Genomic DNA, 17,554 nt, shown 5'->3' with positions numbered 1-17,554 from the left:
GCGCCTTCTCGTGATAGGGTTCGGGCAGGTGGCCCATCCGCAGCAGGCGCGAGCCCAGGCGTTCGGCCACCCGCTTGGAGGCATGGTTCTCAGGGTCGATCGAGTGGATCACCTCGTCCCAGCCCAGGTGGTCGACGGCCCAGTCCATGGCCGCGCCAGCCGCCCCGACCGCGGCGCCCCTGCCGCGGAAGGCCGCGTGCGCCCCCGGGGCCGCGGGAGCGGCGCCCGAAGCGGCCGCGCCGGCGGCCGGGGCTTCGCCCGCGGCGGGAGCCGGAGCCGCGCCCGCCGGCTTCGGCGCCGGGATCGGCAGGCTGGAGCCCAGGCTGTGCAGGTAGGCGATGATGGCGATCCGGTCTTCCTGCTTCTTCAGGCCGACGAAGGTCATCTTGGTGCCCGAGACGTCCTTGCCCGGGGCCTTCAGGAAGGTGTCGAGCTTGTCGTAGTCCCAGACCGGGTTCTTGTTGCCGTACTCGACCATGGCCGACGAATAGGCGAAGCCGGGATGGGTGCCGGGCTTGCGGCCGACCACGCCGAACAGGCCGGGGCCGGTGTGGTTCTCGGGGGTGAAGTTGTGGCAGGAGGCGCACTTGGCGCTGACGGCCTGACCGGCGGTGACGTTGGCCGGGGTCAGGACGCTGCCCCAGTCGGGCGCGACCTCGGCGGCGGCGCCGCCTGCGCCCGCCTCTTCGGCGACGGCGATCTCGTAGCCGGGCTTTTCAAGCTCGTGCTTGGCGAAAACGATGTCCGACGCTTCCTTGAGACCGAAAATGATCAGGCCGGTCAGCAGCACGCCGCCAGCGATCTTGTTGAACGTCAGGTCGCTCATCTAAAGCCTTACCAGCCTCTTGGGGGCCGTCTGACGACAGGCCCGAAATCCGCGCCCGGAGGTTTCCCCCGCGCGCTCCATGTTGCGCTCGCGTCTCTTACACGCTACCGCCCGAGGCGCAACCGGGCAGCAACGGTTTTGACCCGCAACGGCCTTTCATGAACCCTATCGTCGTCATTCCGGCCCGCATGGCCGCCACCCGCCTCCCTGATAAGCCGCTGGCCGACATCGGCGGCCTGCCGATGATCGTGCGCGTGCTGCGCCAGGCCCAGGCGGCGGGAATCGGGCCGGTGGCGGTGGCGGCCGGCGACGTGGCGATCGTCCATGCGGTCCGGCAGGCCGGCGGCCAGGCGGTGCTGACCGACCCGGCCCTGCTCTCGGGTTCGGACCGCATCCTGGCCGCGCTCGAGGCGCTGGACCCCGGCCGCCGCCACGACGTGGTCATCAACCTGCAGGGTGACATGCCGTTCGTGCAGCCGTCGGTGCTGGGCGCCTGCGCCGACCTGCTGAGCGCCCATCCCGGCTGCGACATCGCCACCGTCGTCGCGCCGGAAGCCTCGCCGGCCGACCGGTCCAACCCCGACGTGGTCAAGGCCGTGCTGGCCATGGAGCAGGACGGCCTGTCGGGCCGGGCGCTCTATTTCACCCGCTCCACCCTCTATGGCGACGCGCCGATCTGGCGCCACATCGGCATCTACGGCTATCGCCGCGCCGCCCTGGAAGCCTTCAACGCCGCCCCGCCCTCGCCGCTCGAGAAGCGCGAGAAGCTGGAGCAGCTGCGGGCCATGGAACTGGGCCTCAACCTGCGCGCCGCCGTGGCTGCCGAGGCCCCGATCTCGGTCGACAATCCTTCAGACCTAGACGCGGCCCGCGCCTACGCGACAGGCATGGGCGCCGGAAAACCAGCATGAGCATCCTCAAGAAGATCGCCTTCCAGGGCGAGCCCGGCGCCAACAGCCACGAAGCCTGCCGCACCTATTTCCCCGACTACGAGGCCGTGCCCTGCGCCACCTTCGAGGAGGCGTTCGAGGCCATCAAGACCGGCGCCTGCCAGCTGGGCATGATCCCGATCGAGAACTCGATCGCCGGCCGGGTGGCCGACGTCCACCATCTCTTGCCCGCTTCGGGATTGCAGATCGTCGGCGAGCGCTTCAAGCCGATCCGCTTCCAGCTGATGGCCAACAAGGGCGTGACGCTGGAGACGGTGAAGATCGCCATGTCGATGCCGATCGCGCTGAGCCAGTGCCGTCACAGCCTGAGAAAACTCGGCCTGGCCCACGAAAGCGCCGGCGACACGGCCGGCGCCGCCAAGGCCCTGGCCCTGAAGCCCGATCCGACCCGCGCCGCCGTCGCCCCCGCCCTGGCCGCCGAGATCTATGGCCTGGACATCCTGGCCCAAGGCATCGAGGACGAACGCAACAACACCACGCGCTTCCTGGTGATGACGGCCGACAAGACGCCCGAGCCGCCGCCGTTCACCCATCGCTGCGTGACCAGCTTCGTGTTCAAGGTCCGCAACCTGCCGGCCGCCCTCTACAAGGCGCTGGGCGGCTTCGCGACCAACGGCGTCAACATGACCAAGCTGGAAAGCTACATGGAGGGCGGCCACTTCACGGCGACCTTCTTCTACGCCGAGGTCGACGGCCGCCCCGAGGACCGCAGCCTGGCCCTGGCCTTCGACGAGCTGAAGTTCTTCTCCGACAAGTTCGAGATCCTGGGCGTCTATCCGGCCGATCCGTTCCGGGATCGGGTGTGACAGGTCGGACTTGACTGGGGACAGGCGCATGCGCCTGTCCCCGACCGCCCCTCATCCATCGATCTTCGCGCGGCGGCGGCCCCCTGCCGCAACGGCAAGCTTCGCTATTTGACCGATCGGCGCCTAACCTGCCCCAAATGATCCTGGGGAGGACAATCATGAACACGCTGGTCGCGCCGGTGATGGCGCTGGTGGCCTGGTCGCTGGTGATCTGGGTCTGGATGTACGTTCGGCGACTTCCGGCGATGAGCCGGGCCGGGATCAAGCCGCAGGACGCGGCCTTTCCGGGCGGCCTGGACGGCCTGGACGGCCTGCCCGCCCCCGCCCGCCAGGCGGCCGACAACTACAACCACCTGATGGAGCAGCCGACGATCTTCTATGCCGCCGCCCTGGCCATCCAGGTCGCCGGCCATGGCGACGCCCTGGCGGTCGGGCTGGCCTGGGCGTTCGTGGCCTCGCGGGTGCTGCACAGTCTGATCCAGGTCAGCGTCAACATCGTGCTGATCCGCTTCCTGCTGTTCTCGGCCGGGACGCTGGTGCTGGCGTGGATGGTGGCGCGGGAGCTGGCGAAGCTCTTCGCGGGCTGATGTCCAGCAAGACCCTCCCCCTGTGGGGGAGGCGATCGCGGAGCGATCGGTGGGGGGAGTTCTGGGATCGTCGATCGTAGATCTGGCCGCCTGCCGATCACTCCCCCCTCCGTCGGCTTCGCCGACACCTCCCCCACAGGGGGAGGATCTAAGCCTCTTCCTCCGCCCAGGCCTTGATCAGCTGGTGGGCGATGGCCAGAGGCGGGGGGGCGAAGAAGCCGTCCAGCTCGCCCTTGATCAGGGCCCGCGCCTCGTCCTTGGTGAACCACTTGACCGCTTCCAGCTCGGTCTGGTCGGGGGCGGCCGTGTCGCTGTCGACGTCGGCCATCAGCCCCATCATCAGCGACGAGGGCCAGGGCCAGGGCTGGCTGGAATGGTAGCGGACGGCCGTGGCGGTCAGGCCGGCCTCTTCCTTCAGCTCACGGGCGCAGCCTTCCTCGATGGTCTCGCCGGGCTCGATGAAACCGGCCAGGGCCGAGTACATGCCGGGCGGCCATAGCGCCTGGCGGCCCAGCAGGCAGCGGCCGCCGTGCAGGGCCAGCATGATCGCCACCGGGTCGGTGCGCGGGAAGTGCTCGGCCTGGCAGGACGCGCACTGACGCTTCCAGCCGCCGTCGCTGACCGCCGTCTCCTGGCCGCAGTTGCTGCACCACTTGTGCTTGCGGCGCCACTCGAACATCGACTTGGCGGTGGCCAGGATGCCGGCGTCGGGCGGCGGCAGGGTCGCGGCGACGCCGCGCAGCTCCTCGAATCGGCCCAGGCCCTGCAGCGGCCCCTCGGCCGGGTCGGCCCCGCCCTCCAGGTCGACGGCGAACACCGCGACGTCCTTCCACAGGCCCAGGAACAGCAGCCGCTCGGGCGTGGCGGCCAGGTCCTTGGCCATGTCGGCGCGGAGATAGGCGATCTGGGCGCCCGTCACTTTACCTTCGTCGCCGACGACGTCCTCGACCAGCGCCTTGCCGTTCCAGATGGCCACGGCCAGCGAATGCGGGTCGGCGGCCTTCTCGGCCAGCCAGGCCTCGTCGCCCCGGCGCTCGCTGGCGCGGTCGAGCGGATTGCCGGCGAAGGTGTTGGTGATGATCGAAAGGGCCATGGACGAATCTCTAGAGCATTTTCGAGCGAAGTGGATTCCGGTTCGCGTGAAGAAAATGCGCCCCGGCGAAGAAAGCATCCGCGACGAAGAGTCGTCACGGGCCGGCGCTTCATGTCTTGCATCCGTCACGATGAGTCGCGATATAGGCCTCGGAGATCGGCGACGGGCGGAGTCCTCGCCAATCTGGTCAGGGCCGAGAGGCAGCAGCCACAACGAGTTTCGCTCCGGGTCGTCTGCCGGTCTCCACCTTTCCCCGAAATCTGTCAGCTTCTGGACCCCGCGCGCGCCGCGAGCCTTTTGCTGCGCCCTTCCGCACACTACACTCACGCCATGGCCGACCACGACGACCTCACGACCGATTCCGCGCCGCCGTGGGACGAAGAGCCCGCCGAGCGCGACGAGAACACCGCCGACATCTTCGGCGGCGCGCCGCCGGCCGTCGCCGCGCCGGCCGCCACGCCCGCCGCCACGCCGATGACCAGCCAGGCCTCCGATCCGGACGCCGCCTACACCGTGCTGGCCCGCAAGTACCGGCCGCGCACCTTCGAGGACCTGATCGGCCAGGAGGCCATGGTCCGCACCCTGGCCAACGCCTTCTCGACGGGCCGCATCGCCCACGCCTTCATGCTGACCGGCGTGCGCGGGGTCGGCAAGACCACCACCGCCCGCCTGCTGGCCCGGGCCCTGAACTACGAGACCGATACCGTCCACCAGCCCTCGGTCGACCTGACCGTCGACGGCCGCCACTGCCGGGCGATCATCGAGGGCCGGCACATGGACGTGCTGGAGCTGGACGCCGCCAGCCGCACCAAGGTCGACGAGATGCGCGAACTGCTGGACGGGGTGCGCTACGCCCCGGTCGAGGCGCGCTACAAGGTCTACATCATCGACGAAGTGCACATGCTGTCGACGGCGGCGTTCAACGCCCTGCTGAAGACGCTGGAAGAGCCGCCGCCGCACGCCAAGTTCATCTTCGCCACCACCGAGATCCGCAAGGTGCCGGTGACGATCCTGTCGCGCACCCAGCGCTTCGACCTGCGTCGGGTCGAGCCCGACGTTCTGGTCAAGCACTTCGCCAGGATCGCCGCCAACGAGGGGGCCAAGGTCGAGGAGGACGGGCTGGCGCTGATCGCCCGGGCCGCCGAGGGCTCGGTGCGCGACGGCCTGTCGCTGCTGGACCAGGCCATCGTCCAGGGCGAGCGCGGCTCCACCGTCACCGCCGCGGTGGTGCGCGACATGCTGGGCCTGGCCGACCGCGGCCAGACCATCGCCCTGTTCGAGAACGTGATGAGCGGCAAGCCGGGCGAGTCGCTGAAGGGCTTCCGCGCCCTGTGGGGGTTCGGCGCCGATCCGGCGGTGGTCATGCTGGACCTGCTGGACCACTGCCATGCGTCTTCCGTGGCCAAGGCCCTGGGGCCGGACGCCCTGACCCTGCCCAAGGAGCAGGCCGCGCGCCTGACCTCGATCGGCGCCCAGACCTCGGCCGGGACCCTGTCGCGCCTGTGGCAGATGCTGCTGAAGGCCCATGACGAGGTGCGCCGCGCGCCCGACGCCATGGCCGCGGCCGAGATGGCCATCATCCGCCTGTGCTACGCCGCCGACCTGCCCGGTCCGGAAGAGGCGCTGAAGGCCCTGCGCGACGGTCAGCCCGTTGGTGGCGGTCCCGGCGGCGGGGGCGGCGGTTCGATGGGCGGAGGCGGAGGCGGCGGCGCCGTCAACGCCCAGGCCCGGGTGATGGCCGCGCCGGCCGCCCAGGCCGCGCCGACCCTGGCGTCCTTCGAAGATGTCGTGAAGCTGATCGCCGAGAAGCGCGACATCGGCCTGCGCCTGGACGTCGAGCAATATGTCCGCCCGATCAGCTTCCGGCCCGGGGCGATCACCTTCGAACCGGCTCCCGGCGCGCCCGGCAACCTGGCCGGCCGGCTGGTGCGGGCCCTGAAGGAATGGACCGGCCAGCCCTGGCTGGTGGCGGCCGAGGGCGGCGGCGGGGCCGAGAGCCTGTTCGAGCGCCAGAAGCGCGAGGAGCGCGAGGAACTGGCCTCCATCAAGGCCGACCCCTTCGTCGCCTCGGTGCTCAGCGCCTTCCCCGGGGCCGAGATCGTCGAGGTCCGCAGAATCCTGACGCCCGAGGCGCCGCCGATCGAGCCGGACGAGCTGGAAGAATAGAATTTCTCCCTTCCCCCTTGATGGGGGAAGGGCCGGGGATGGGGGTGATGGGCGTTTCAGGATGCGGCTCGGCCTCGCCGAAACCCGCCGGCGCTGTCACCCCCACCCCCGACCCCTCCCCCATCAAGAGGGAGGGGGGCGCGAAAATGGAGCAGAACCATGAAAGACCTCGGCGGCCTGATGAAGCAGGCCCAGGAGATGCAGCAGAAGCTGGCCGACGCCCAGGCGCGGCTCGCCGAACTGACCGTCGACGGCACGGCCGGCGGCGGCATGGTCACCGTCACCCTGCGGGGCAACGGCGAACTGGCCAAGGTGGTTCTAGACGAGAGTCTCGTCGAGCCGGGCGAGGGCGAGGTGATCGCCGACCTGATCGTCGCCGCCCACGCCGACGCCAAGAAGAAGCTCGACGCCAAACAGGCCCAGCTGATGCAGGAAGCCGCCGGCCCGATGGCCGGCATGATGGGCGGCCTGCCGGGCATGAAGTTCTAGGATGTCGGTCCGCGCCCTCCTGGCCGCCGCCGCCCTGCTGACGCCGGGCCTCGCCCTGGCCGACCCGCTGCCGGCCGACCTGGCCGCCGCCGCCCACGCCTATGACGCGGCCCAGGTGAACGGCGACCGCGCCGCGCTGGAGCGGCTGGTCGCCGACGACTACGTGCTGGTCAACGGCGCGGGCCAGGTCCAGGACAAGGCGCGGCTGATCGCCGACTACGTGGCTCCCGGCTTCAAGCTGGATCCGTTCACGATCGAAGCGCCGGTCGAGAAGGTCCTCGGCGACACCGCCCTGCTGGGCGGCCGGGTCAACATGACCGGCGTGGACGGCGGCCAGCGCTTCGCCCTGGTCGTGCGGTTCGTGGATACCTGGGCCAAGCGCGACGGCCAGTGGCGGGTGGTCTATTCGCAGGTCACCCGGGTCGCCAAGCCCTGATGGCCGCCTCCGCCGGACCCGAGATCGAGCGCCTGATCGCCCTGCTGTCCAAGCTGCCGGGCTTGGGCCCGCGTTCGGGCCGACGCGCGGCGCTGGCCCTGCTGAAGAAGCGCGACACCTTGCTGGCGCCGCTGACGGCGGCCCTGGTCGACGCCCAGGCCAAGGTGCGAACCTGCTCGGTCTGCGGCTCGCTGGACACCTCCGATCCCTGCGCCGTCTGCGCCGACGGTTCGCGCGACCCGCGCCTGATCTGCGTGGTCGAGGAGGTGGGGTCGCTGTGGGCCATGGAGCGCGGCCAGTCGTTCAAGGGCCGCTACCATGTGCTGGGCGGCCTGCTGTCGGCGCTCGACGGGATCGGTCCGGAGGCGCTGCGGGTCAATGAACTGCTGGACCGGGCCCGTGGCGGCGAAATCCAGGAGGTCATCCTGGCCCTACCGGCCACGGTCGACGGCCAGACCACCGCCCACTACCTGGCCGACCGCCTGGCGCCGACCGGCGTCTCGGTGACCATGCTGGCGCGCGGCGTGCCGGTGGGCGGTGACCTGGACTGGCTGGACGACGGCACCATCGCCCAGGCGCTGCGGGCACGGCGGCCGGCTTAAAGATCCTCCCCCCGTGGGGGAGGCGATCGCGCAGCGATCGGTGGGGGGAGTCTTAGGAACGATGATCCGGGATGCGGTCACCCGCCGAATACTCCCCCCTCCGTCGGCTTCGCCGACACCTCCCCCACAGGGGGAGGAGCAATGCTTCCCCGATCCCGCGACTCCGGCTAAGAACGGAGCATGAACTTTTCCGATCCGTTCCTGATCCTCGCCCTCGTCCTGCTGCTGGTGGCCGTCGCCGCCGCCGCGGTCGCCGTCTGGGCCATGGGTCGCGCCAGCCGGGCCGAGGCTCGGGCCTGGGAGCTGAACGCCAGGCTGGTCCAGGCCGACGAGCGCGCCCGGCTGTTGGAGGACCAGGCCGCCACCCAGGGCGAGCTGATCCGCGCCCAGGCCGCCCAGCAGGCGACCATGACCGCCAACACCGTGGCCGAGGCGCTGATCAAGCGCACCGAGGAGAACTTCAAGAGCCGGGAACTGCTCAGCCAGCAGCGGCTGGAAGCCCAGCTCAAGCCGGTGGCCGAGACCCTGGCCAAGTTCGAGGCCCAGGTCGTCGCCGTCGAAAAGGCCCGGGCCGAGGAGACCGGCGGGCTGAAGGCCCAGATCGCCGCCCTGATGGAGGCCTCGGTCGCCACCCAGTTCGAGGCCCGCAAGCTGTCGGCCGCCCTGCGGCGCGGGGCCGGCGTCCAGGGCCGCTGGGGCGAGCAGACTCTCCGTAACGTTCTCGAGGCCGCCGGCCTCAACACCCGCTTCGACTTCGAGGAGCAGTTCAGCGTCGATAGCGACGAGGGCCGTCGCCGCCCAGACGTCAAGGTCAAGATGCCCGGTGGCGGGGTGTTCGTGATCGACGCCAAGTGCTCGCTGAACGCCTTCCTCGAGGCCCAGGAGGCCACCGAGGATCACCTGAAGGAAAGCGCCCTGGCCCGCCACGCCGCCAGCGTCCGCGCCCACATGCAGGGGCTTTCGGCCAAAGCCTACTGGGACCAGTTCGCCGGCGAGGGATCGCCCGACTTCGTGGCCATGTTCGTGCCGGGCGACGGCTTCCTGGCCGCGGCGCTGGACCGCCTGCCCGACCTGATGACCGAGGCCATGGACCGCCGCGTGCTGCTGGTCACCCCCACCACCCTGTTCGCCCTCTGCAAGGCCGTCGCGTATGGCTGGCGGGCCGAGGACCAGGCCAAGAACGCCGCCGCCATCGTCGCCGTGGGCCGCGAGCTCTACAAGCGCATCGCCGTGATGGGGGCCCATGCGGGTTCGGTGGGCAAGGCGCTGGAGGCGGCGGTCGGCCGCTACAACCAGTTCGTCGGCTCGCTGGAAAGCCAGGTCCTGACCCAGGCCCGCCGCTTCGAGGACCTGTCGGTCGACCACGAGGGCAAGGAGATCGGCGAGCTGACCCCGGTCGAGAACGCCGTGCGGCCGCTGGTCAAGCTGGCGAGCGAGGCCGATGCCGAGCCAATAGCCCGGCTGCAGGCCAAGCCCTGACCCGGGGCGGGGACAGGCGCATGCGCCTGTCCCCAGCCGTGACCGCCGCCCGCGTCCCGCCCCGCGTCCCTCCGTCGCCTTGACCCCGGACGGCGCTGCGCTTACCTGAGCGATATCATGGCCATCCGTCGCATCCTCACCGTCGATAACCCCGCCGACCTGGCGATCCTCAAGCAGGTCTCCAAGGACGTGCCCGCCGTCACCGACGAACTGCGCGCCCTGATGGACGACATGCTGGAGACCATGTACGACGCCCCCGGCATCGGCCTGGCGGCTGTGCAGGTCGGCGAGTTGGTCAATGTCATCGTCATGGACCTGGCCCGCGAGGGCGAGGAGCCGGCCCCCCGCCACTTCGTCAACCCGAAGATCACCTGGGAGTCCGAGGAACTGTTCTCGTACGAGGAAGGCTGCCTGTCGGTGCCCGAGGTCTACGACGCCGTCGAGCGCCCCGCCAAGGTCAAGATCAGCTATCTGAACTACCAGGGCGAGGCAGTCGAGGAAGAGGCCGAGGAGCTGTTCGCGGTCTGCATCCAGCACGAGATGGACCACCTGAAGGGCGTGCTGTTCATCGACCACCTGTCGCGCCTGAAGCGCGACCGGGCGATCAGCAAGGTCAAGAAGGCGCGGCGGGCGGCTTAACCGCCGGGGACATGCACTTGTGCGTGTCCCCACACCGTGGCGCTGACGATAGGATTTCTTTCCGAACCGCTGTGAGCGCGATGGGGAGCACGATGGGGACACGCACAAGTGCATGTCCCCGGCCGCGTCGCGCTGTCCCCGGCTGAGCGTCCTACCGCGTCGCCTCGTGGACTTCCTTCTTGGCGTTCGAGCCGGCCTTCTTGGCGTCGGCGTTGAGGTCAGCGGCGGTTTCCTTGGTTTCCTGGCCGGCCTTGGCGCCGGCCTCCTGGGCCTTGTCGACCGCCTGGCCAGCGGCGACCTTGGCGTCGGCGGCGGCTTCCTCGGTGCTTTCCTTCAGGGCCGTGCCGGCTTGCTTGACGTCGGGGTCGTTCTTGATGTCGGTCGCCGCCTGCTTGATCTCGGAGCCGGCGGCCTTGGCGCCCTCCTTGATCTGGGTGGCGTGCTTGTCCGAGCAGGCGGCCAGCGACACGGCGGCCAGGCCGGCGACGGCGATGAGGGCGATGGAGCGCATGGCGTTTTCTCCTGGAAAGGGTCGCCCATAGAACGACGCTATACGGTCGAGGTTCCGACTCTGTCGGCGCCCCACCTTCCTAAGACCCCACCTTCCTAAGAACGACTGGGCCGTCTAAACGTCCGCCATGCGCCTCGCCTTCCTCGGAACCCCCGATTTCTCCGTCGCCTGCCTGGCCGAGCTCGTCGCCGCCGGCCACGAGATCGCCTGCGTCTATTCCCAGCCCCCCGCCCCGCGCGGCCGGGGCCACGACCTCAAGCCCTCCCCCGTCCAAGCCTTCGCCGACAGCCTGGGCCTGCCGGTGCGCACGCCGGCCTCGATGAAGACCGCCGAGGAGATCGAGGCCTTCCGCGCGCTGGACCTCGACGCCGCCGTGGTCGTGGCCTTCGGCCAGATCCTGGTGCGCGACGTGCTGGAGGCCCCGCGCCTGGGCTGCTTCAACCTGCACGCCAGCCTGCTGCCGCGCTGGCGCGGCGCCGCGCCGATCCAGCGGGCGATCATGGCCGGCGACGCTGTGACCGGTGTCCAGGTCATGCGGATGAGCGAGGGCCTGGACGAAGGCCCGGTGCTGATGGGCGAGCAGGTGCGGATCGACGCCCTGGAGACCGCCGGCACCCTGCACGACAAGCTGGCCGCCGTCGGCGCGCGGATGCTGCCCGTCGCCCTGGGCGCCATCGAGCGCGGTGCGGCCCGCGAGACGCCGCAAGCGGAAGAGGGCGTCACCTACGCCAGGAAGATCAAGGCCGCCGAGGCCCGCATCGACTGGACCCGTCCGGCCGCCGAGGTCGACCGCCACATCCGCGGTCTGTCGCCGTTCCCCGGCGCGTGGTTCGAGGCGTCGAGCGACAGGGGCCCGGTGCGCGTGAAGGCCTTGCTGTCGCGGGTCGAAGAGGGCGAGGGCGCACCCGGCGTCGCTCTGGACGACGCCCTACTGATCGCCTGCGGAGACGGCGCCGTGCGCCTGCTCAAGGCCCAGCGCGAGGGCAAGGGCGCCCAGGACGCCGAGGTCTTCGTACGCGGCTTCCCGCTGGCGGCCGGCGCGGTCCTGGCCTGATGCCCCGCTACCGCCTGACGATCGAATATGACGGCCGGCCCTATAACGGCTTCCAGGCCCAGGCCTCGCAGCCGTCGGTGCAGGGGGCGATCGAGGCGGCGGTCAAGGCCTTCACCGGCCAGCAGATCCGCATCGCGGCGGCGGGCCGCACCGACACCGGCGTCCACGCCACCGCCCAGGTGGTGCAGGTCGACCTCGAGCGCGACTGGCCGGCCCAGACGGTGATGAACGCCCTGAACGCCCACCTGATGCGCGAGGCGGTCAGCGTGCTGGACTGCGCCGTCGCGCCGGAGGGCTGGCACGCCCGGTTCTCGGCCAAGGAACGGCGCTACCTCTACCGCATCCTCAACCGTCCCGCCCCGCCGGCCCTGGACCAGGGCAAGGTCTGGCACATGAAGAAGGCCATGGACGCGGCGGCCATGCACGCGGCCGCCCAGGCCCTGGTGGGCCTGCACGACTTCACCACCTTCCGCGACATGGCCTGCCAGTCCAAATCGCCGGTCAAGACGCTGGACGTGGCGCGGGTGTCGCGGGTGGGCGACGAGGTCCACCTGGTGTTCGAGGCCCGCTCGTTCCTGCACCGCCAGGTGCGGTCGATGACCGGCACCCTGGCCGAGGTCGGGGTCGGTCGCTGGACCGCCCAGGATGTCCGCGACGCCCTGGAGGCCAAGGACCGCACCGCCTGCGGGCCTGTGGCGCCGGCCGACGGGCTGTACCTGACGGGCGTGGGGTACGAGGGGCAGGGTTAGGGTTCCGGCTTCCGTCGAGACCCACCTTGGTGTTGTCATCCCGGAAAGCGCGCAGCGCTTGTCCGGGATCCAGAGCGGCCGCACCGCATCAGCCCAGTCCCCTGGGTCCCGGACAGCCTCTACGAGGCTTCCGGGATGACAACGGATTTGGGTCATGGAGCGCCTGGAAGCTCAGGGACGCTTGGCGCGCTCGGCCCGGGCCGTCTGGATCTGGCCGATCACCAGGGCCAGCATGAAGGCGCCGAAGGCGGCGACCACGAAGCTCAGAAAGGGGGTCATGGGAGGCTCTCCGTTACTGGAACGGTGGAGCTTCGCGCGGTCGGTGAGGCCCGGCCTTGATCTGACTCAATGAACCCCAAAGCTGTCATCCCGGCTTCGCCGGGCTTGTCCGGGATGACAGCGTATGGATCGACGCTAATCCACCAACTCGGCCGGCACCTTACCGCCGTTCTCCGACAGCTTCTTGATCACCTGCTTGTGCAGCCAGATGTTCATCGTCGCGCTGTCGCCCTTGTCGCCGGTGTAGCCCAGCTCGTCGGCCAGCTCCTTGCGCTCGGAGAGGCTGCTCTCCATGCCGACCAGCTTCATCAGGTCGACGATCGAATGACGCCAGTCCAGCTTCTGCGGATTGCCGGCCGCCAGGTCGTCGAGGACGCCCGTGACGTCGATGACCTGCGGCGGCGGGGGCGCGGCCGGGGCGGCGGCGGCGGGCGCCGGGGTCGGAGCCGCCGCGGGCGGCGGGGCGGCCGGCGCGGCCTTGGGCTTGTGGTTGAAGATCTTGCCCATGATGTTGCTGAAGATACCCACGTCGCGCTCCTCTTGCTCCGGCGCGGGATTCCGGCCGGCTCGGACCCTAACGCCAGGTCAAGCTTCCAGGTTGCATGACGGTTTCGATACAGCGAATGATTTACGGCGCCGAGCGGTTGGTCGACTGGCCGGACCTGGCGGCGCGGCATCGCATCGTCGACCTGCGGATCTGGAGCGGCTCAACCTGCCGGCTCATTCGGACTGGCCGCGACGGCGGATCCGAGACCGCCGGAAAAAGGCGCTCCGACGGAAACCGCCGTTTTTATCGATTCTGTCAAAAGATTGAGCCGAACCCGGAAAACACTAAACCCGTCGCGGGGGATAATCGCGACGGGTCCAGCTATTTCTCGATCATTCGATCTAGGTGGGCGTTTCCTCCCCGAAACGCCGAAGGAAGGGAGCTCTCTTTGGGCCCGTTTCTTCCTTGCAAGGGTTAGAAACGGCAAATCCGAGATGGTGTCAACGGCAACGATCGTGAATCCGCCACGCCCGGGATTATTTTTGACACAAAACCGTTAGATTGGACCGGCGGGTCAAACTTATCGCCGATCTCTCAGCCTATTTTTGACGATTCGGTCAAAACTTACGGGATCAGCCTCTGGCGAAGCTTGTCCAGCACCGCCGACCGCGACTCGAACACATAGTCCGGGCGCGAGACGGTGACCGGCTCGACTCCGGCCGCGCCCAGGGCGGCGGCGGCCTCGAACAGGTCGGCCGTGGCCAGCAGGGCGCCGTTGGCCCGCCGCGCGCCCTGGCCGACGAACGGGGCCACGGCCGCCTGGCCCGCGGCGTCCTGTTCGGCCGGCCAGACCAGGGTGGCCAGCCGGGCCGCCCGGCCCTTGGCCTCGACCACGGACAACAGCCGCGCCAGCGAATCGACCTGGCCGTCCGTCCACGGCGTGATCAGCGAGGCGGTCAGCTGGGCCTGGCTCTTGAGGATCACCCCGTCGGACAGGATCTTCAAGCCGTTGGCCGCCAGGGTCGCGCCGGTGGTGGTGATGTCGACCACCAGCTCGGCCGCCCCGGCCGCCGGCGCCCCCTCGGTGGCCCCGCTGCTCTCGACGATCCGGTAGTCGGCCACGCCGTGGCGGGCGAAGAAGGCCCGGGTCTGGGTGACGTACTTGGTGGCCACGCGCAGGCGCCGGCCGGTCTTGGCCAGATGGGCGTGACCGACCTCGTCGACGTCGGCCATGGTGTCGACGTCCAGCCAGCTCTTGGGGGCGGTGACCACCAGGTCGGCGCGGCCGAAGCCCAGGGCCCGCAGCAGCATGACCCGGCTATCCATGTCCTCGCCGCGCTCGCGCAGCAGGTCCTCGCCGGTGACGCCCAGGTGCAGCTCGCCGCTGTCCAGGCCCGCGGCGATGTCGCCGGCCGACAGCAGCCGCACCGACACCCCCGGCAGGCCCGACAGCTCGGCCGAATAGCCGCGCGCCCCGCCCGACATCTCCAGCTTGAAGCCGCACTCGGCCAGCCAGGCCTCGACCTGGTCCTTCAGCCGGCCCTTGGACGGGATGGCGAAGATCATAGGGGCGCTCATTCGCCGCCTCCCGCATAGGCTCGCGCCGGGCGCACCATGCAGCCCACGGCGCCGGTCTTCGTCTCCGCCCCCAGCCGCGCGGGCAGGCCGTCATAGCGCCCGCCGGCCGCCACCGGCCGCTCCTCGTCCAGGGCGGCGCTGCGCACCTCGAACAGGAAGCCGTCATAATAGCCGAACGCCCGGCCGAAGGCGGCGGCCAGGACCATGCGGTCCTCGGGCGCGCCGCGCGCAACCAGGCCGGCCAGCCGCCGCCGCCAGCCGTCCAGGGCCGCGTCCAGCGCGCCCCGTTGCGGACCGCCCAGGGCCGAGATGGCGTCCAGGGCCGCGCCCGGCCGGTCGCTGACCGCCAGGAAGGCCCGCACCGCCTCGGCCTCGCCGGCCGACAGCTTGCCGGCCTGCACGGCCTGGGCGCGCTCGACCAGGCGATGGGCGATCTCGGCCGGACGCCGGCCGCCGACCGGCTCGATGCCGGCCAGGGACCACAGCTCCTGCAGCACCGCCGAGGCCTCGGCCTCGGGCAGGCCGGCCAGCAGGGCGGCGATGCGGCTTTTCTCTTCGCCCGGCGCCTCGCCACCGCCGCCGTCCAGTTCGATCTTCAGCTGCCGCGGCCGGGCGAAGGCCCGCTTCAGCCGCGCGCCCAGCGGCGGGGTCAGGCCCAGGCTGTCGACGAAGGCCCCGAACAGGCTGACATCGCCCAGCAGCAGGGTCAGGTCGTCGCGACCGCCCGCCGCCGAGGCCGCCCAGGCCAGGGCGGCGATCTCGGCGTCGGCGGCCACGGGATCGCCGGCCTCGAAGGCCTCGACCCCGACCTGCAGGAACTCCTCGGCCCTGTCGCTGCCGCGCGGCGCGACGCGGAACGCCTTGCCTTCATAGAGGTAGCGACCCTGCCCCGCCGCGCCGGACAGGTGCTGGCGGGCGATGGCGACGGTGAAGTCGGGGCGCAGGCAGGCCTCCTCGCCCGCGTCGCCGGAGACCACGAACAGTCGCGACCGCATGGCCTCGCCGGCCAGGTCCAGCAGCAGGCCCAGGGGCTGCAGCACCGGCGCGTCGGTCGGCGTCGCGCCGGCGGCCAGGAACGGGGCGCGGATGGCGTCGAGCGCCGCCGCCGGGATGGAACGCTCGAGCCTCATGCCCCTAACCCCCGATGATCTTGCGGACCGCCGCGACCAGCTCGCCGCGCGGGATCGTCTGCTGGCCAGGCCGCTCGGCCTTCCAGGCGGCGTTGTCGGCGACGCCAGCGGCGAGCTCCCGGCCAAGATCCAGGTCCTTGATGGTCACGGTCCCCGCCGCGATCTCGTCGCCGCCCAGCATGATGGCGGCCGGCGACAGGCGGCGGTCGGCGTATTTCATCTGCGGCCGCATGCCCGAGGTCCCCAGATAGACCTCAGCCGGAATGCCCGCCGCGCGCAGCTCGCCGGCCACGGCGAAATAGTCGCCCATGTGGGCCTGGTCGAAATTGATGATCACGACGGGCCCGCGCGCCGCCCCGCCCGGCTCGCGCCCCGCCGCCCGCAGGGCCGCCGCCAGGCGCGAGACGCCGAACGAGAAGCCCGTGGCCGGCGTCGACTGGCCGGTGAACCGCGCCACCAGGTCGTCATAGCGCCCGCCGCCGCCGATCGAGCCGAAGCTGACCTTGGCGCCCTTGTCGTCCGTGGTCGACAGCAGCAGCTCGGCCTCGAACACCGCGCCCGTATAATATTCCAGCCCCCGGACGATCGACGGCTCGAACAGCGCCTGGTCGTCGGCCACGCCCAGGCTCTTCAGGGCCGCGTCGATCCCGGCCAGCTCCTCCAGCCCTTCGTCGCCCTCGGCCGAGCCGCCGATGACGTTGGCGATCTTCGACAAGGTCTCCGAGCGCCCCCCCGAGCCCGCCTCGACGAAGTCCAGCACCGAGTCGATCGCCTTGCCGACCAGGCCCGCGCCCTTGGTGAAGGCGCCGCTCTCGTCCAGGCGCCCCTCGCCCAGCAGCAGCCGCACGCCCTCGACGCCCAGCCGGTCCAACTTGTCGACGGCCCGCAGCACACCCAGCTTCTGGCCCTGGGTCTCGACCCCGGCCGCGGTCAGCAGGCCGTTCAGCAGCTTGCGATTGTTGATCTTCAGCACCGCCGCCCCCCGCGGCAGGCCGGCCGCCTCCAGCCCGGCGACGGCCATGGCGATGATCTCGGCGTCGGCCTCCGGACGGGCCGAGCCGACGGTGTCGGCGTCGCACTGGATGAACTCGCGGAACCTTCCTGGCCCCGGCTTCTCGTTGCGCCACACCGGCCCGAAGGCGTAGCGGCGGAACGGCTTGGGCAGGGTCTCCCAGTTCTGGGCGGCGAAGCGGGCCAGGGGCGCGGTCAGGTCGTAGCGCAGCGCCATCCATTGGTCGTCGTCGTCCTGCAGCGCAAAGACCCCCTCGTTGGGACGGTCGCTGTCGGGCAGAAACTTGCCCAGGGCGTCGGCATATTCGAACGCCCCGGTGTCCAGCGCCTCGAAGCCGTAGCGCTCATAGACCGCCGACACCGCCTCCAGGATCGCCCGCTCGGCCCGCAGGTCGCGGGCCCGCTTGTCGGCGAAGCCGCGCGGATTGCGGGCCTCGGGGCGGAAGATATGTTGGCTCGGCGTTTCGGTCTGGTCGGTCATGCGCGCGTCGGGTCCTGGTCGTAGGTCTCGACGGATGGCGCTTGTACGAAGCCCCATCCGCCTTGGGCGGGGCTGCGGCTGGGGTTCGCCTAGAGCGAACGGACCCGGCCGATCCCGCGAGGCGAGGTCGGATGGTGGCAGCGGCCGTGATGATGCGGCAGGCGGGTCATTGCGCGGGGGTATAGAGGATGAGCGGTGCGG

At 70.6% G+C, this 17,554-nt stretch carries 18 protein-coding genes, 1 other RNA gene and 1 pseudogene; 12 read left to right on the top strand and 8 right to left on the bottom strand.

The window, feature by feature from the left end:
* Positions 1-148 (bottom strand): GNAT family N-acetyltransferase (locus ACSQ2G_RS10240; RefSeq protein WP_436030566.1); only part of this gene is annotated, 148 nt, incomplete at its 3' end.
* A gap of 3 nt (positions 149-151) precedes the next feature.
* A pseudogene (locus ACSQ2G_RS10235) lies at positions 152-826 on the bottom strand (c-type cytochrome); the annotation flags it as partial.
* Between the two features lie 158 nt (positions 827-984).
* Here ACSQ2G_RS10235 and ACSQ2G_RS10230 point away from each other — a divergent pair.
* The 3 genes from ACSQ2G_RS10230 to ACSQ2G_RS10220 all read left to right on the top strand — a co-directional run bounded on the left by ACSQ2G_RS10230 (position 985) and on the right by ACSQ2G_RS10220 (position 3,169).
* Positions 985-1,737 (top strand): 3-deoxy-manno-octulosonate cytidylyltransferase, encoded by a 753-nt coding sequence (locus ACSQ2G_RS10230; RefSeq protein ID WP_436030510.1) that lies wholly within the window; start codon positions 985-987, stop codon positions 1,735-1,737.
* Positions 1,734-2,582: a prephenate dehydratase gene (locus ACSQ2G_RS10225; RefSeq protein WP_436030509.1), complete on the top strand. Its 849-nt coding sequence runs from the start codon at positions 1,734-1,736 to the stop codon at positions 2,580-2,582. Before ACSQ2G_RS10230 ends, ACSQ2G_RS10225 begins: the two co-directional genes overlap by 4 nt.
* A 158-nt stretch (positions 2,583-2,740) precedes the next feature.
* Positions 2,741-3,169, top strand: a complete 429-nt coding sequence (locus ACSQ2G_RS10220) for an MAPEG family protein (RefSeq protein WP_436030507.1) — start codon at positions 2,741-2,743, stop codon at positions 3,167-3,169.
* A 148-nt stretch (positions 3,170-3,317) separates the two neighbouring features.
* On the opposite strand, the gene nudC is transcribed toward ACSQ2G_RS10220, so the two are convergent.
* The gene (gene nudC / locus ACSQ2G_RS10215) at positions 3,318-4,262 is read right to left on the bottom strand and encodes an NAD(+) diphosphatase (protein ID WP_436030505.1); all 945 of its coding nucleotides are present in this window, start codon (positions 4,260-4,262) and stop codon (positions 3,318-3,320) included.
* A 153-nt stretch (positions 4,263-4,415) separates the two neighbouring features.
* Here nudC and ffs point away from each other — a divergent pair.
* The 7 genes from ffs (at position 4,416) to def (ending at position 10,073) form a co-directional block, all read left to right on the top strand.
* Positions 4,416-4,508: signal recognition particle sRNA small type (gene ffs, locus ACSQ2G_RS10210), an RNA gene on the top strand.
* A gap of 84 nt (positions 4,509-4,592) precedes the next feature.
* The gene (locus ACSQ2G_RS10205) at positions 4,593-6,428 is read left to right on the top strand and encodes a DNA polymerase III subunit gamma/tau (protein ID WP_436030504.1); all 1,836 of its coding nucleotides are present in this window, start codon (positions 4,593-4,595) and stop codon (positions 6,426-6,428) included.
* A 159-nt stretch (positions 6,429-6,587) separates the two neighbouring features.
* Positions 6,588-6,917, top strand: a complete 330-nt coding sequence (locus tag ACSQ2G_RS10200; protein ID WP_436030502.1) for a YbaB/EbfC family nucleoid-associated protein — start codon at positions 6,588-6,590, stop codon at positions 6,915-6,917.
* 1 nt (position 6,918) lies between these two features.
* Complete coding sequence (locus ACSQ2G_RS10195) at positions 6,919-7,353, top strand: nuclear transport factor 2 family protein (protein ID WP_436030501.1); 435 nt, start codon at positions 6,919-6,921, stop codon at positions 7,351-7,353.
* Entirely contained in the window at positions 7,353-7,955 is a 603-nt protein-coding gene (gene recR / locus ACSQ2G_RS10190; protein WP_436030500.1) for a recombination mediator RecR, read from the top strand. Before ACSQ2G_RS10195 ends, recR begins: the two co-directional genes overlap by 1 nt.
* Positions 7,956-8,135: 180 nt before the next feature.
* Positions 8,136-9,434 carry a DNA recombination protein RmuC gene (locus ACSQ2G_RS10185; RefSeq protein WP_436030498.1) on the top strand — a complete coding sequence of 433 codons (1,299 nt, stop codon included), beginning with the start codon at positions 8,136-8,138 and terminating at the stop codon, positions 9,432-9,434.
* Positions 9,435-9,551: 117 nt separating this feature from the next.
* Positions 9,552-10,073 carry a peptide deformylase gene (gene def / locus ACSQ2G_RS10180; protein ID WP_436030496.1) on the top strand — a complete coding sequence of 174 codons (522 nt, stop codon included), beginning with the start codon at positions 9,552-9,554 and terminating at the stop codon, positions 10,071-10,073.
* A 151-nt stretch (positions 10,074-10,224) separates the two neighbouring features.
* Here def and ACSQ2G_RS10175 read toward each other — a convergent pair whose 3' ends face one another.
* Entirely contained in the window at positions 10,225-10,584 is a 360-nt protein-coding gene (locus ACSQ2G_RS10175; protein ID WP_436030495.1) for a cell surface protein, read from the bottom strand.
* 127 nt (positions 10,585-10,711) lie between these two features.
* On the opposite strand from ACSQ2G_RS10175, the gene fmt reads away from it, so the two are divergent.
* Together fmt and truA are read left to right on the top strand one after the other, a co-directional pair.
* Positions 10,712-11,638: a methionyl-tRNA formyltransferase gene (gene fmt, locus ACSQ2G_RS10170; RefSeq protein WP_436030493.1), complete on the top strand. Its 927-nt coding sequence runs from the start codon at positions 10,712-10,714 to the stop codon at positions 11,636-11,638.
* Entirely contained in the window at positions 11,638-12,387 is a 750-nt protein-coding gene (gene truA / locus ACSQ2G_RS10165) for a tRNA pseudouridine(38-40) synthase TruA (RefSeq protein ID WP_436030491.1), read from the top strand. The genes fmt and truA overlap by 1 nt, the downstream gene beginning before the upstream one ends.
* Before the next feature lie 414 nt (positions 12,388-12,801).
* Here the strand turns inward: truA and ACSQ2G_RS10160 are convergent, their stop codons facing one another.
* The 4 genes from ACSQ2G_RS10160 to hisS form a co-directional block, all read right to left on the bottom strand.
* Entirely contained in the window at positions 12,802-13,194 is a 393-nt protein-coding gene (locus ACSQ2G_RS10160; protein ID WP_436030489.1) for a DUF3597 domain-containing protein, read from the bottom strand.
* A 583-nt stretch (positions 13,195-13,777) separates the two neighbouring features.
* Positions 13,778-14,731, bottom strand: a complete 954-nt coding sequence (gene hisG, locus ACSQ2G_RS10155; protein WP_436030487.1) for an ATP phosphoribosyltransferase — start codon at positions 14,729-14,731, stop codon at positions 13,778-13,780.
* Complete coding sequence (locus ACSQ2G_RS10150; protein WP_436030485.1) at positions 14,728-15,861, bottom strand: ATP phosphoribosyltransferase regulatory subunit; 1,134 nt, start codon at positions 15,859-15,861, stop codon at positions 14,728-14,730. The genes hisG and ACSQ2G_RS10150 overlap by 4 nt, the downstream gene beginning before the upstream one ends.
* A gap of 4 nt (positions 15,862-15,865) precedes the next feature.
* On the bottom strand, positions 15,866-17,353 hold the full coding sequence (gene hisS, locus ACSQ2G_RS10145; protein ID WP_436030483.1) for a histidine--tRNA ligase: 1,488 nt from the start codon (positions 17,351-17,353) through the stop codon (positions 15,866-15,868).
* Positions 17,354-17,554: the final 201 nt, after the last annotated feature.

The organism is Caulobacter sp. LjRoot300 (assembly GCF_964253875.1).
In the GTDB taxonomy this organism is placed as follows: Bacteria; Pseudomonadota; Alphaproteobacteria; order Caulobacterales; family Caulobacteraceae; genus Caulobacter.
This window is presented reverse-complemented; position numbering and strand designations above follow the sequence as displayed.

What these genes read in the sequence shown, in the direction of transcription:
- def (WP_436030496.1), top strand. Translation starts at nt 9,552, where the DNA reads ATGGCCATCCGTCGCATCCTCACCGTCGATAACCCCGCCGACCTGGCG.
- ACSQ2G_RS10200 (WP_436030502.1), top strand. Translation starts at nt 6,588, where the DNA reads ATGAAAGACCTCGGCGGCCTGATGAAGCAGGCCCAGGAGATGCAGCAG.
- ACSQ2G_RS10220 (WP_436030507.1), top strand. Translation starts at nt 2,741, where the DNA reads ATGAACACGCTGGTCGCGCCGGTGATGGCGCTGGTGGCCTGGTCGCTG.
- ACSQ2G_RS10230 (WP_436030510.1), top strand. Translation starts at nt 985, where the DNA reads ATGAACCCTATCGTCGTCATTCCGGCCCGCATGGCCGCCACCCGCCTC.
- ACSQ2G_RS10150 (WP_436030485.1), bottom strand. Translation starts at nt 15,861, where the DNA reads ATGAGGCTCGAGCGTTCCATCCCGGCGGCGGCGCTCGACGCCATCCGC.
- recR (WP_436030500.1), top strand. Translation starts at nt 7,353, where the DNA reads ATGGCCGCCTCCGCCGGACCCGAGATCGAGCGCCTGATCGCCCTGCTG.
- ACSQ2G_RS10225 (WP_436030509.1), top strand. Translation starts at nt 1,734, where the DNA reads ATGAGCATCCTCAAGAAGATCGCCTTCCAGGGCGAGCCCGGCGCCAAC.
- hisS (WP_436030483.1), bottom strand. Translation starts at nt 17,353, where the DNA reads ATGACCGACCAGACCGAAACGCCGAGCCAACATATCTTCCGCCCCGAG.
- fmt (WP_436030493.1), top strand. Translation starts at nt 10,712, where the DNA reads ATGCGCCTCGCCTTCCTCGGAACCCCCGATTTCTCCGTCGCCTGCCTG.
- hisG (WP_436030487.1), bottom strand. Translation starts at nt 14,731, where the DNA reads ATGAGCGCCCCTATGATCTTCGCCATCCCGTCCAAGGGCCGGCTGAAG.
- ACSQ2G_RS10195 (WP_436030501.1), top strand. Translation starts at nt 6,919, where the DNA reads ATGTCGGTCCGCGCCCTCCTGGCCGCCGCCGCCCTGCTGACGCCGGGC.
- nudC (WP_436030505.1), bottom strand. Translation starts at nt 4,262, where the DNA reads ATGGCCCTTTCGATCATCACCAACACCTTCGCCGGCAATCCGCTCGAC.
- ACSQ2G_RS10175 (WP_436030495.1), bottom strand. Translation starts at nt 10,584, where the DNA reads ATGCGCTCCATCGCCCTCATCGCCGTCGCCGGCCTGGCCGCCGTGTCG.
- ACSQ2G_RS10185 (WP_436030498.1), top strand. Translation starts at nt 8,136, where the DNA reads ATGAACTTTTCCGATCCGTTCCTGATCCTCGCCCTCGTCCTGCTGCTG.
- ACSQ2G_RS10205 (WP_436030504.1), top strand. Translation starts at nt 4,593, where the DNA reads ATGGCCGACCACGACGACCTCACGACCGATTCCGCGCCGCCGTGGGAC.
- truA (WP_436030491.1), top strand. Translation starts at nt 11,638, where the DNA reads ATGCCCCGCTACCGCCTGACGATCGAATATGACGGCCGGCCCTATAAC.